Source organism: Nocardia sp. NPDC050712 (genome assembly GCF_040654295.1).
GTDB lineage: Bacteria > Actinomycetota > Actinomycetes > Mycobacteriales > Mycobacteriaceae > Nocardia.
On the sequence record NZ_JBFAHT010000004.1, the window covers coordinates 253,665 to 266,842 of the forward strand.

The 13,178-nt window shown below is 66.3% G+C and carries 11 protein-coding genes and 1 pseudogene; 4 read left to right on the plus strand and 8 right to left on the minus strand.

Annotated features, from left to right (window positions below; all coding sequences use genetic code 11):
- A pseudogene (locus tag AB0H76_RS29355) lies at positions 1 to 935 on the minus strand (hypothetical protein); the annotation flags it as partial.
- Positions 936 to 1,365: 430 nt separating this feature from the next.
- Here AB0H76_RS29355 and AB0H76_RS29360 point away from each other — a divergent pair.
- On the plus strand, positions 1,366 to 2,058 hold the full coding sequence (locus AB0H76_RS29360; protein WP_357330260.1) for a nitroreductase: 693 nt from the start codon (positions 1,366 to 1,368) through the stop codon (positions 2,056 to 2,058).
- Between the two features lie 6 nt (positions 2,059 to 2,064).
- Here AB0H76_RS29360 and AB0H76_RS29365 read toward each other — a convergent pair whose 3' ends face one another.
- From AB0H76_RS29365 to aceE, 7 genes are all read right to left on the minus strand, one after another.
- Complete coding sequence (locus AB0H76_RS29365; protein ID WP_357330261.1) at positions 2,065 to 2,523, minus strand: helix-turn-helix domain-containing protein; 459 nt, start codon at positions 2,521 to 2,523, stop codon at positions 2,065 to 2,067.
- Positions 2,524 to 2,614: 91 nt separating this feature from the next.
- Positions 2,615 to 4,048, minus strand: a complete 1,434-nt coding sequence (locus AB0H76_RS29370; RefSeq protein WP_357330262.1) for a carboxyl transferase domain-containing protein — start codon at positions 4,046 to 4,048, stop codon at positions 2,615 to 2,617.
- A gap of 198 nt (positions 4,049 to 4,246) precedes the next feature.
- Entirely contained in the window at positions 4,247 to 5,497 is a 1,251-nt protein-coding gene (locus tag AB0H76_RS29375) for a KasA/KasB family beta-ketoacyl-ACP synthase (protein ID WP_357330263.1), read from the minus strand.
- Positions 5,498 to 5,507: 10 nt separating this feature from the next.
- On the minus strand, positions 5,508 to 5,807 hold the full coding sequence (acpM, locus tag AB0H76_RS29380) for a meromycolate extension acyl carrier protein AcpM (RefSeq protein WP_357330264.1): 300 nt from the start codon (positions 5,805 to 5,807) through the stop codon (positions 5,508 to 5,510).
- Positions 5,808 to 5,926: 119 nt separating this feature from the next.
- Complete coding sequence (locus tag AB0H76_RS29385; protein WP_357330265.1) at positions 5,927 to 6,841, minus strand: ACP S-malonyltransferase; 915 nt, start codon at positions 6,839 to 6,841, stop codon at positions 5,927 to 5,929.
- 128 nt (positions 6,842 to 6,969) lie between these two features.
- The gene (locus tag AB0H76_RS29390; protein WP_357330915.1) at positions 6,970 to 8,244 is read right to left on the minus strand and encodes a helix-turn-helix domain-containing protein; all 1,275 of its coding nucleotides are present in this window, start codon (positions 8,242 to 8,244) and stop codon (positions 6,970 to 6,972) included.
- A gap of 72 nt (positions 8,245 to 8,316) precedes the next feature.
- A complete protein-coding gene (gene aceE / locus AB0H76_RS29395; protein WP_357330916.1) occupies positions 8,317 to 11,115 on the minus strand; it encodes a pyruvate dehydrogenase (acetyl-transferring), homodimeric type in 2,799 nt (932 codons plus the stop codon).
- 360 nt (positions 11,116 to 11,475) lie between these two features.
- On the opposite strand from aceE, the gene AB0H76_RS29400 reads away from it, so the two are divergent.
- The 3 genes from AB0H76_RS29400 to AB0H76_RS29410 all read left to right on the plus strand — a co-directional run bounded on the left by AB0H76_RS29400 (position 11,476) and on the right by AB0H76_RS29410 (position 13,153).
- A complete protein-coding gene (locus AB0H76_RS29400) occupies positions 11,476 to 12,036 on the plus strand; it encodes a hypothetical protein (RefSeq protein WP_357330266.1) in 561 nt (186 codons plus the stop codon).
- A 129-nt stretch (positions 12,037 to 12,165) separates the two neighbouring features.
- Complete coding sequence (locus tag AB0H76_RS29405) at positions 12,166 to 12,588, plus strand: DUF3052 domain-containing protein (RefSeq protein WP_357330267.1); 423 nt, start codon at positions 12,166 to 12,168, stop codon at positions 12,586 to 12,588.
- Between the two features lie 88 nt (positions 12,589 to 12,676).
- Complete coding sequence (locus AB0H76_RS29410; RefSeq protein WP_357330268.1) at positions 12,677 to 13,153, plus strand: peroxiredoxin; 477 nt, start codon at positions 12,677 to 12,679, stop codon at positions 13,151 to 13,153.
- The last annotated feature ends 25 nt before the right edge of the window (positions 13,154 to 13,178 follow it).

Sequence of the window (13,178 nt, forward strand, 5' to 3'; positions counted from 1 at the left end):
GGCTTGTCCACGACCTGATCGGTGACCGTCACGACCGGCCTCTCGATCCGGCGACCCACCGTCATCGGCTTGTCCACGACCTGATCGGTCACGGTGACGACCGGCTTCTCGATCCGGCGCGAGACATTCACCGGCTTGTCCACGACCTGATCGGTGACCGTCACGACCGGCCTCTCGATCCGGCGACCCACCGTCATCGGCTTGTCCACGACCTGATCGGTCACGGTCACCACCGGCTTCTCGATCCGGCGGGTCATCTTGACCGGCTTGTCCACCACCTGATCGGTGACCGTGACAACGGGCTTCTCGGTCGTACGCGTCATCTTGACCGGCTTGTCGATCACCTGATCGGTCACGGTGACAACGGGCTTCTCGGTCGTACGGGTTACCTTGACCGGCTTGTCGATCACCTGATCGGTCACCGTCACGATCGGCTTCTCCACCCGGCGGCTCACGGAGACGGGCTTGTCCACCACCTGATCGGTGACGGTGACGCGCGGCCGCTCGACCACGCGGCTGATCTTGACCGGCTTGTCGCGAACGTCGTCCGTCACCGTGACCACGGGCCGCTCGACCATGCGGCTGACCCGGGCCGGCTTGTCCACCACCTGATCCACGGTGTCCACGACCAACCGCTCGATCACTCGCTCCATCTTGACCGGCTTGTCGACGACCTTTTCGACGGGATGCTCGACCAGTCGTTCGACGGTGTAGGGGCGATCCACCACCTTGTCGACTACATGCAACGGTTCATTGAGTGGCTTACGGCGTTCGCTGTTGGCCATGATGCCTCCATTGATCAGTTGGTCCCGGCCTTTGCCCGCGTCCCCTTGTTGTGGGCAAATGAGAAATTGCTGAAAATCTGGTTCCGCACTCGGCCATTCAAACACAGAAGCCGACTTTGTCCAGGAAACGTTTTGGCTACCTTTCTGCATACTGACGTTGCATTTCGCATCTCCGAAGCACACAGGATGCCCTGTATCACGTGGGTCATAGGTGGGTTCCGGAATATGGGGCGTACACCAGTCAGTGTCGAACTTCGTGGAAATGCCGACACGAGCAGGGAGAATTAGTGAAATAAATACTCCGGAACCGCTTCCGAATCACAAATATGTAATTCGATTCAAAGGGAGGATAACCCTGCCCTAACGACCTGTCGATGAAATTACATCGGTGCAATTATCTGCAAAGAAATAAGGCCACAGGCGCATTTCTCGCAAATGGAGAAATCGGGCGATCGACGGCTCGAAACCTCAAGCCGGACAGCCGAAGCAGGGTTCCGGATCCAGTCCCGAACTGCTACGGTCGGTCTCGAAATAGAACTAGTTCCCGGCCCGCGCCGGGTCGACGCAAAGGGGTGGGCCCATGCCCGGCCACGATCAGACCGCCGACGCCACCACCCTGGCCCGGCTGCTCGACGACCGCTGGACCTGCCGGCAGTTCCGGCCCGACCCGGTCCCCCGCGCCACCATCGAAGCGCTGCTGCGCCTGGCCCAGCGCACCCCGTCCTGGTGCAACACCCAGCCCTGGCAGGTCACGGTGACCGAGGGCGCCGGCACCGACCGCTTCCGCAAGGAACTGCTCGAGCACATCCAGACCGCGGGCGCGGAACCCGATCTGCCCTTCCCGGCGCAGTACACGGGCGCCTACCGGGACCGGCGCAAGGCGTGCGGGCTACAGCTGTACGAGAGCGTGGGTGTGGTCAAGGGCGACCAGGCCGGCACGATGCGGCAGATGGTGCGCAACTTCGAACTCTTCGACGCACCCCACGTCGCGATCATCACCACCGAGGACGACCTGGGCGTCTACGGCGCCGTCGACTGCGGGCTCTACATCGGCAACTTCCTGCTGGGCGCGCAGGCGCTCGGACTCGGGGCCGCGCCCCAGGCGGCGCTGGCGACCTACGCGCCGTTCCTGCACAGCCACTTCGGGATCCCCGCGCAGCGCAAGGTGGTGGCGGGCATCTCGTTCGGCTACCCGGACCGCGAGCACGCCGTGAACGGCTTTCGCACCGCCCGCGCCGATCTCGACGAGGTCGTCAGCTGGCGCACCGACTGAGCGCCCTCACCCCGCCTGGGCGGAGAGCCCGGGGCCCGGCTCGGGCGTGACCTCGCGCGCGGTGAGTTCGCTTCCGCAGCAATCACATTCGAGCCGGATGTGGGCCTCGCCGGTGCAATCCCGGTGCCGGTAGTGCACCGGCGGCCCCTCCGGCGCCATGTAGGCGTCGCCCCAATCCCGGATGGCCATCAGGATCGGGTAGATGTCGTGGCCCTTGGGGGTGAGCCGGTACTCCTCGTAGACGCCGACCGCGGCCTTCTGCTTCACCAGGATGCCGTGCTCGAGCAGCCGGTCCAGCCGATCCTGCAGGCGCCCGCGGGAAATGCCGAGCGCGCTCTGGAAAGCGTTGAAGCGCCGGATACCCGAGAAGGAGTACTTCAGGATCAGCAGCGTCCACCGGTCACCGAAGATCACCAGCGGCCGTGTGATCGAGCACGGCTCCTCGGCAAGTTCTTCGTAGCGCACGCAGACGATGCTACCCAGACCGAGCGGCGGTGGCGGCACAAAAGGACTGGGCCCCGGGGTTTGCCCCGGGGGCCCAGTCCGTTACGTCACGTTACAGCGGAATGTTCTTGTGGTGGCTGGCCCGCGCGGGCGCGGCGGCCAATGCGGCGGCGATGATGCTGCGGGTCTTGGCCGGATCGATGACCTCGTCCACCACACCGATCGCGACCGCGCGGTCGACGCCGCCGGCGATCTGCTCGTGCTCGAGGGTCAGGCGCTCGTGCAGGGCCTCGCGCTCGTCCTCGGGCGCGGCGGCCAGCGCCTTCTTGTGCAGGATGCCGACCGCGGCCTTGGCGCCCATGACGGCCACCTCGGACCCGGGCCAGGCGTACACCGCGGTCGCGCCCAGCGAGCGGGCGTTCATGGCGATGTAGGCGCCGCCGTAGATCTTGCGGGTCACCAGGGTGACGCGCGGGACGCGGGCCTCGGCGAAGGCGTGCAGCAGCTTGGCGCCGCGGCGCACCACGCCCTCCCACTCCTGACCGACACCGGGCAGGTAACCCGGGACGTCGGTGACCACGATCAGCGGGATACCGAACGCGTCACACAGACGCACGAAACGCGCGGCCTTCTCGGCACTTTCGGAATTCAGGCAGCCGCCCATGCGCAGCGGGTTGTTGGCCAGCACGCCGACGGTGCGGCCGCCGAGCCGACCCAGACCGACCACCATGGAACGGGCATACCCGGCCTGGATCTCCTCGAAGGTGCTCTCGCCGTCGACGTTGTCGAGCAGCTCGTGGATCACCGGCTTCACGTCGTAGGCGCGCTTGGCCGACTCCGGCAGCATGGCCTTGAGGTCGATATCGCCGTGCGCGGCGGCGACCAGGTCGAACTCGCCCTGCTCGGCGAACATCGAGACCAGCCGGCGCGCCCGATGCATGGCATCGGTTTCGCTGTCGGCCACGATGTGGCAGACGCCGGACTTCTTGCCGTGGGTGACGGGACCGCCGAGGGTCTCCATGTCGACGTTCTCGCCGGTCACCGAGCGCACCACATCGGGACCGGTCACGAAGATCCGGCCCTCGGGCGCCATGATCACCAGATCGGTGAGCGCGGGACCGTAGGCGGCGCCGCCGGCGGCGAAGCCGAGCACCACCGAGAGCTGGGGCACCCGGCCGGACGCGCGGACCATGGCCTCGAAGACCAGGCCGACCGCGTGCAGGGCCTCCACGCCCTCGGCCAGACGGGCGCCGCCGGAATGCCAGATGCCGACGACGGGAACGCTGGAATCGATGGCGGTGTCGATCGCGTCGACGATGTGCTTGCACCCTTCCACGCCCATCGCGCCACCCATGACGGTCGCGTCCGAGCAGTAGGCCACGGTGCGCACACCGTCGACCTCACCGATCGCGGCGAGCACGCCGGACCGGTCGCGCGGGTGCAGCGGCAGCACGGTGCCGGGGTCGAAGAAACGCTGGAGCCGGCCCATCGGATCGCGGGGGTCGGTCGCGGTATCTGGTTGCAACGCGGGTGCCATGATCGTCATCGCGTTTGTCTCCTCGAATGAGAGTGCGCCGCTGCCGCGGCTGCTTATGGCGATCCCCGGTCAGGGTCGGACATGAGGTGCCCGACCCTGACCGGGGATCGTTGTATATGCAGTCGTGCCAGCCTGTGAAGTCAGGCCCCGGAGGCGGTAGCTTGCGTAACCATGTAGGGGCCCTGAGCAGGCTGAATCGGCGACAGCCTATGCGCGACCGAAGGTGAGCGCGACGTTGTGCCCACCGAAACCGAAGGAATTGTTGATCGCGTACTCGATCTCCTGGCGCCGGGCTTCCCCGTGCACCACATCGAGATCGATCTCCGGATCCTGGTTCTCCAGGTTCAGAGTCGGCGGCACGATGCCGTCGCGGATCGCGAGCACGGTGAGCACGGACTCGAGGGCGCCGACAGCGCCGATCGAATGGCCCAGCGCGGACTTCGGCGCGTAGACCGACGCGTGGTTGCCCACGGCCTTGCTGATCGCGTTCGCCTCGGCGGTGTCGCCGATCGGCGTCGCGGTGGCGTGCGCGTTGACGTGGGTGATGTCCTTCTTGGTCAGACCAGCGGTCTGCATCGCCCGGGTCATCGCGCGTGCCGCTCCGTCGCCCGAGGGATCGGGGGCGACGAGGTGGAAACCATCGGAGGTGATGCCCGCGCCGAGCAGGCGCGCGTGGATGGTGGCTCCACGTGCCTTGGCGTGCTCCTCGGTCTCGATGACCATGAGCGCACCGGCCTCACCGAATACGAACCCGTCACGATCCCGGTCGAAGGGACGCGAGGCGCCCTTCGGGTTGTCGTTGTTGGTGCTCATGGCACGCATCATGCTGAACGCCGCGATCGGAATCGAGTCGATGTAGCCCTCGACGCCACCGGTGACAACGATGTCCGCGTCACCCATGACGATCATCCGCCATGCGTTGGCGATGGCCTCGGAGCCGGACGAGCATGCCGAGACCGGAGTGACCACTCCTGCCCGGGCCTTCAGTTCGAGACCGACCACGGCCGACGGGCCGTTCGGCATGACCATCTGAACGGCCAGCGGCGAAATCTTGCGATAGCCACCGGTCTTCAGCTTGTCGACCGAATCGATGAGGGCATCGCCACCACCGAGTCCGGTACCGATAGCCACACCCAGCCGCTCCGGATCGACCTCCGGGGAGCCCGCGTTGCGCCAGACCTCGCGGCCCAGCACCATCGCGAGACGTTCGACATACGCCATGCGACGGATCTCGACCCGGTCGAGCAAGGTGTCCGGGTTGACCTTCAGGTGTCCGCCGATGCGGACCGGAAGGCCGTATTCCTCGACGAAGGAATCCTCGAGAACGTCGATGCCGCTCTCGCCGTTGAGGAGTCCCTTCCACGTCGCATCGACGTCGCCCGCGATCGACGTGGTCGCCGCCAGGCTAGTGACGACGACGTTGGGGAAATTCCCATTCAAGGTGGAAGGAGTGGTCACAGTGTCGGCCCTACTCGGAGTCGAACTTGGCCTTGAGCTCCGCGGCGGCTTCGCTGTTCTCCGCCTCGAGCTTCTGGATGTAGTTGACGGCGTCGCCAACGGTCTTCAGGCTGGCCAGATCCTCGTCCGGGATCTTCACGCCGTACTTGTCCTCGGTCTGCACGGCGATCTCCACCATGGACAGGGAGTCGATGTCCAGGTCGTCGACGAAAGACTTCTCGACGGTCACCTCGGAGGGTTCGATACCCGTAACCTCTTCGATGATCTTGCCGAGTTCCTCGACGATTTGTTCCTGGGTCAGAGCGGCCACTGGGTGGCTCCCTTCTTGTTTCCTATTGCAGGGTCTTGGTGTGTTTCGTATCGAGCGCGGCGATGGTTATCACCGACTCGGTCACAACTGCGCGCTCGCACGCAGTCGCCGGAGGAAAGCTAACCGGAGGTGGTGAACCCCGCCAACGCGGGGAGGTCTTCCGGAGTCTTCAGGGCCAGTGTGGGCGTGCCCTTCAGTTCCCGCTTCGCGATGCCGACCAGCGTGCCCGCCGGCGGCAACTCCCACACCGCGGAAACACCGGCGGCGCGGACGGTTCGGGTGCACAGATCCCACCGGACGGGCCGGGTGACCTGGGCCGCGAGTTTATCGATCGCGTCCTGGCCGGAGGTTACCGGCTTGCCGTCGAAATTGGAGAGCAGCGTCCGGACCGGCGCGTTGGGGACGATCTCGGCGATCGCCTTCGCCACCGCGTCCTGGGCCGGAGCCATGAACTCGGTGTGGAAAGCACCCGCGACGGGCAGGGCCCGCACACGCGCCTTCTCCGGCGGGTTGGCGGCCAGTTCGGCCAGTGCCTCGAGCCTGCCCGCGGCCACGATCTGCCCGGCCGCGTTGCGGTTGGCCGGAACCAGATCGAGTTCGGCGAGCCGGGCGAGCACGGTGGCCTCGTCGCCACCGAGCACCGCGGACATGCCGGTCGGCTCGAGCGCGCACGCCTTGGCCATCTCCGCACCACGGAGGGCGGCCAGGGCTACCGCGGCGTCGGAGGAGATGACTCCGGCGACCGCGGCGGCGGCGAGCTCGCCGACCGAATGTCCGGCGACGATGGTATCGGCCGGGATCACGTCCTGGTCGATACGGGAGAACGCCAGCAGCGCGGCGGCAACCACCAGCGGCTGGGTGACGGCAGTGTCGGTGATCTCCTCGGCCGTCGCGGTGGTGCCGAGACGGACCAGATCCAGGCCGGAGGCCATGGACCAGAGGGCAAGTCGATCGTTCGCGCCAGGAAGGTCGAGCCAAGGCGCGAGCATGCCGGGTGTCTGGGACCCCTGTCCAGGGGCGAACATCGCAATCACGCCTCTAAGAAAACACTGTGTGGTGCGTCTCGAGAGATGTCGACGCGAATGAAGGTTTGGAAGGGCTTTTGTGGGGGTCCCACAAAAGCCCTAGTGGGTTGTCCGGATCGACCGACTCCACGAATGCGTTACACGCCCTCGTGACCCACTGGTAGATGCGGGGTTTCTGGGGCTGAAGTAGACGGTTCGTTACGAGTTCGTGTCAAACGACCCACTGTTGCCGCGATCCGGAGCACATAGGCATCCCGCGGATTCATCGGATCGCGACCCGTGACCTCGCCGATCCGCTTGAGGCGATACCGCACCGTATTTGGATGGACGTACAGCTGACGGGCACACGTCTCGACCGCGCCACCGCAATCCAGATAGGCATCGAGCGTGTCCGCGAGCGACGATCCCGCTGCGGCCAACGGGACCACAAGATACTCGTTCAGCGCGTCGACCGCAGCCCGATCACCCAACAAGGCGCGTTCGGGCAACAACTCCGTGGCGTGCACCGGACGCGGCGCTCCGCGCCAGCCCACCACGGCCTCCATTCCGGCCAGCGCCTCGACCGCCGAGGCATGCGCGGCGCCGAGGGTGCGCATGGTCGGGCCGATGACGACCGGGCCGTCGGAGAAGACCTCACCGAGGAGATCGGTGAGAAAGGGCGTGGCGTAACCGTTCTCGCCGAGATGCCCGCTCACCACCATCACCAGCCGGGCGCCCTGCACCACGGCCAGCGCGGAACGCCCGTGCTTGGCCGCGATGGTGTGCACCGAGCCCACCATGCCCACGCCCTGATCACCCGGCGGCGTACCGACGAGCACCGTGGCCGCGGCGGCCGCGTCCCAGTTCAAGGTGGCGGCCCGCGAGAGCATGTCGGGGCCGGTGTCGCCGCGCACCACGGCGTCCACCACCAGGGCCTCCAGGCGGGTGTCCCACGCGCCGCGCGACTCCGCGGCGCTGGCGTACACCGAAGCGGCCGCGAAGCCGAGCTCTCGCCCGTATCGCAGCACCGCCTCGGTCAACGCCACCAGCTGGCGGTCGTTACGCGCCAGCGCGGGCAGCCACTGCTCGAAGAACTCCATGGCCACCCGGACCATGTCCACGGTCTGCCGCAGCGTCAGCCGCCGCGCCAGATCCTGCGGAATCACCTGGAAGGCATCGAGGGAGAACCGGATATCGCTATCCGGATCCTGTAGCCACTCCAGGAAGTTCACCACCGCGGTCTGCACCAGCATCTGGACGCCGGCCCGCTGGGCGGCGTCCAGATCGGCGAAGAACGGCAACCGATCCTGCATCGACCCGACCGCCTCGGTAGAGAGGCGTCCGGAGAACTGCTTCACACGTTTGAGCAGCGTGTCCGGGAGTGGGTCACGGGTTTGCCGGTTCGGGGAGAGCGCGCCCGTTGGCAGATACACCTCGTGCTCGGAAGAGCCCTCGGAGATCCTTCTCGGCCGCGGCGGTTTACGGTCCACGTTCCTAATAGTCCGCTACGCCAGATCTTCCGCGGAATCCACGGCCGGTTTCGGCGCGGCGTCGACATCGGCGATGCGGTACTTCGCGGCCGCCTCGACCACCTTGGCCGGGTCCAGCCGACCCGTGCGGGCCAAGCCGTCCAGGGCGGCGACCGCGATCGACTGTGCGTCGACGTTGAACACGCGACGCGCGGCCGGGCGGGTGTCGGAGAAGCCGAACCCGTCGGTGCCCAGGGTGGTGAAATCGCCCGGCACCCACTTGCGGACCTGGTCCGGCACCGCGCGCATCCAGTCGGTCGCGGCGATGTAGGGACCTTGGACGCGCGACAGCGCCTCGGTCACATACGGCTGCTCGATGTCGGCGCTCGGGTCACGCAACTGGGCGATCTCCTTGCCCAGCGCCTCCTTGCGCAGCTCACCCCACGAGGTCACCGACCAGACATCGGCCTGCACACCCCAGTCGGCGGCGAGCAGTTCCTGCGCGCGCAGACCGTCGGGCACCGTGACGCCCGAGACCAGGATCTGAGCCCGCACGTCACCCTCGCCACCACGCTTGTAGAGGTAGAGGCCCTTGAGCAGACCGGCGATGTCGAGGTCTTCCGGCTCCGACGGCTGCTGGTATGGCTCGTTGTAGAGGGTGATGTAGTAGAAAACGTCCTCGCCACCGAAGGTGTCGGTCTCGGGACGCTCCCGCAGCTCGGTGCCCGGCACCGCGTAGGGCAGGGCCTCGGGCTTGCCGCCGCCGTACATCCGGCGCAGGCCGTCGCGCACGATATGGGCCAGCTCGAAGGAGAAGGCCGGATCGTAGGTGACGACCGCCGGATTGGTGGACGCCAGCAGCAGCGAGTGGCCGTCGTTGTGCTGCAGGCCCTCACCGGTGAGCGTGGTTCGCCCGGCGGTAGCTCCGAGCACGAAACCGCGCGCCAGCTGATCGGTGGCGGCCCACAGGCCGTCGCCGGTGCGCTGGAACCCGAACATCGAATAGAAGATGTAGAGCGGGATCATCGGCTCGCCGTGGGTGGCGTAGGAGGTGCCCACCGCGGTGAACGACGCGGTCGAACCGGCCTCGTTGATGCCCTCGTGCAGAATCTGCCCGACGGTGCTCTCTTTGTAGGCAAGCATCAATTCCGCGTCCACGGAGGTATACAACTGCCCGTTGCGGTTGTAGATCTTCAACGAAGGGAACCACGAGTCCATACCGAAGGTCCGGGCCTCGTCGGGGATGATCGGCACGATCCGCTTGCCGATCTCCTTGTCCCGCAGCAGCTCCTTCATCAAGCGGACCAGCGCCATGGTGGTGGCGACGCTCTGCTTGCCCGAGCCCTTGCGCACCGACTTGTACGCCTCGTCGCCCGGGAGTTGCAGAGGCTTTGCCGAAGGCCGGCGTTCGGGCAGGAAGCCGCCCAGGGTCTTGCGCCGATCCAGCATGTACTGGATCTCCCGCGCCTCCATACCGGGGTGGTAGTACGGGGGCAGGTACGGATCCTTCTCCAGCTCGGCGTCCGAGATCGGGATGCGCTGCAGATCGCGGAAGTCCTTGAGGTCCTGCAACGTCAGCTTCTTCATCTGATGCGTGGCGTTGCGACCCTCGAAGTGCTTACCGAGGGTGTAGCCCTTGATGGTCTTGGCCAGGATCACCGTCGGCTGGCCCTTGTGCGCCATCGCCGCCGCGTAGGCCGCGTACACCTTGCGGTAGTCGTGGCCGCCGCGCTTGAGGTTCCAGATGCCGTCGTCGGACAGATCCTGCACCAGCGCCTTGGTGCGCGGGTCCCGACCGAAGAAGTGATCGCGGACGTAGGCGCCGTCGTTGGCCTTGTAGGTCTGGAAATCGCCGTCGGGCGTGGTGTTCATCAGATTCACCAGCGCGCCGTCGCGGTCCGCGCCCAGCAGGGCGTCCCACTCGCGGCCCCAGATCACCTTGATGACGTTCCAGCCGGCGCCGCGGAAGAACGACTCCAGCTCCTGGATGATCTTGCCGTTGCCGCGCACCGGGCCGTCGAGACGCTGCAGGTTGCAGTTGATGACGAAGGTCAGATTGTCCAGGCCCTCGTTGGCGGCCACCTGGATGAGGCCCCGCGACTCCGGCTCGTCCATCTCACCGTCGCCCAGGAACGCCCACACATGCTGATCGGTGGTGTCCTTGATGCCGCGATCGTTGAGGTAGTGGTTGAACCGGGCCTGATAGATGGCGTTCATCGGGCCCAGGCCCATGGACACCGTCGGGAACTCCCAGAAGTTGTTCAGCAGCCGCGGATGCGGGTACGACGGCAGGCCGTGGCCCGGACCGCCGTGGCTGTACTCCTGGCGGAAGCCGTCCATCTTGTCGGTGGACAGCCGGCCCTCCAGGAAGGCACGCGCGTAGATGCCCGGCGAGGCGTGACCCTGGATGTAGATGGAGTCACCGCCGCCGGAGTGATCCTTGCCGCGGAAGAAGTGGTTGAAGCCCACCTCGTACAGCGCGGCCGAGGACGCGTAGGTCGAGATGTGGCCGCCCACGCCGATACTGGGCCGCTGCGCGCGATGCACCATGATCGCGGCGTTCCAGCGGATCCAGGCGCGGAAGCGCCGCTCCACCTCCTCGTCGCCGGGGAACCACGGCTCGTTCTCGGTGGGGATGGTGTTGACATAGTCGGTGGACGTCAGCGACGGGATGGCGACACGACGTTCGCCGGCCCGTTCCAACATGCGAAGCATCAGGTAGCGCGCGCGCCCCGGGCCCTCCCGGTCGAGCATCTCATCGAACGACTCGAGCCATTCGCTGGTCTCCTCCGGGTCGATGTCCGGTAGGTAGGACGCCACCCCTTCGCGGATCACCCGAACCCGGGCCGCCGCCTGGTGCGCCTTGGGCGCGCCGTCGGCGGTGGCGGGGTCGGTATTCGGCGCAGCGGGTTGCGCTGCGGCGGAAGAGTGGATCAGGTCGGTCAAATCTGCTCCTCGTACAGGGGGTGGACAAGCTGGTTGGCGTCTGTATCCCCGAGCGGGTCGCTGTGGTGTGCGAACCACCCGTCTACGTAAGGTTCGGGCGCACCCTCCATCCTTGCCGAAGGCGCGTCCCAGGTCATCATGTCAGCAGGAAATCCAGTACGGTTTCCTCCGCAGCGGGTTACCCGGTAGTTTTCCGGCGCGAGCTTGTGCTGATCGATACCGCCCAGACACCCAAGAGCGGGGAGAGTGATGAAGCTGCTGGATCCACGCCGATTCGGACTGCTATGCGCGGCCACTGCCGTCGTCGCAGGCCTGACCGTCGCGGGCTGTGCGAATCGGGTTGACGGCGTGGCCAATCCGAACACCGCCGATCTGGCCGCGTATAAGACCGAGGCAGCGGCCTCCTCGGCCGCGGCGACGTCTTCCCGGCAGGCCGCCGCCCAGGCGCAGGCGGTCACCGAGAATTGCGCGCAGTTCCCTACGACGACCGGGGTCGGCGTCAAGGCCTACAACGATTTCGTGGACGCCCACGATTCGAACGCCCCCGACTACGCGGCCAAGCGCGACGGCGCCGCGCAGACCCTCGACGATGCCGCCAACAAAGTCGAAGCGGGCATGCACAGCATCGCCGGCGGCGCGCTGCCGGATGATCTTGGCGGTAAATTTTCGGCATACGTTTCCGCGGCGCGTCTGCTCGCCGAGGAGACCCGGAAAATGACCTACACCGCGCCCGTCGGCGGCCTCAACGAGGCAAGTAAGCAGGTCAACGACGCACGCACCGCGGTGCGCGACTCCTGCCCGAAACGGTGAAAACCGACCAAAAGCCCGAGATTCACCCGCGACATTCGGTAGTAATTCGGGCGATCGGCTTGCGCTCGGGGCGATAACCATGTTCGCTTGCAACTACTTATTGTCTCGGGAGTTGAGGAGGACACCACCGTGGTCGCCGCGGCGGACGCGCAGAACTACGCTCAGAAGCTTGGCATTACACACGGCATGGTTGTCCAGGAACTGGGATGGGACGAGGACACCGACGACGACCTGCGGGCCGACGTCGAGGAAGCCATCGGCAGTGAAATGGTCGACGACGACACCGATGAGGTGGTCGATACCGTTTTGCTCTGGTGGCGCGAAGGAGACGGCGATCTGGCCGACGAGCTGATGGAAGTCATCAGCCCGCTGGCCGACGACGGCGTCATCTGGGTCCTCACCCCCAAGACCGGAAAACCTGGCCATGTCGATCCGAGCGAGATCGCCGAAGCCGCGCCCACGGCGGGCCTGACGCAGACCTCTGCGATCAGCTTGGGTTCCTGGACAGGCAGTCGCCTGGTCCAGCCCAAGGCGCCAACCAAGCAGCGCTGAGTACAGGCAACGCTGACCCATTCGCTATGGTTTTCGCCGGGCGGTGCTACACCGCCCGGCGAAACTCGACACGATGGAGGACTCGCGGATGCCCCTGGAGGGACCCTTGGAGATCGGTGCGCTCGCACCCGATTTCACGCTGAAGGATCAGAACAACCAGGACGTCACGCTTTCGTCTTTCCGGGGCACGAAGAACGTGCTCATCGTGTTCTATCCGCTCGCCTTCACCGGCATCTGCCAGGGCGAGCTGTGCAAGGTGCGCGACGAGCTGCCCAAGTTCCAGAACGACGCCGCCGAGATCCTCGCGATCTCCGTCGGCCCGCCGCCCACCCACAAGATCTGGGCGGCCGAGCAGGGCTACGTCTTCCCGCTGCTCTCCGATTTCTGGCCGCACGGGGCCGTCGCCCAGTCCTACGGCGTCTTCAACGAGAAGTCCGGCTACCCCAACCGCGGCACCTTCGTCGTCGACAAGTCCGGTTACATCCGCTTCTCCGAAATGAACGGCCCCGGAGAGCCCCGTGACCAGGCGGCTTGGGAGAAAGCGCTCGCCGCGCTAGATTCATAAACCGCACCGTCGGTCCGCCGACGGA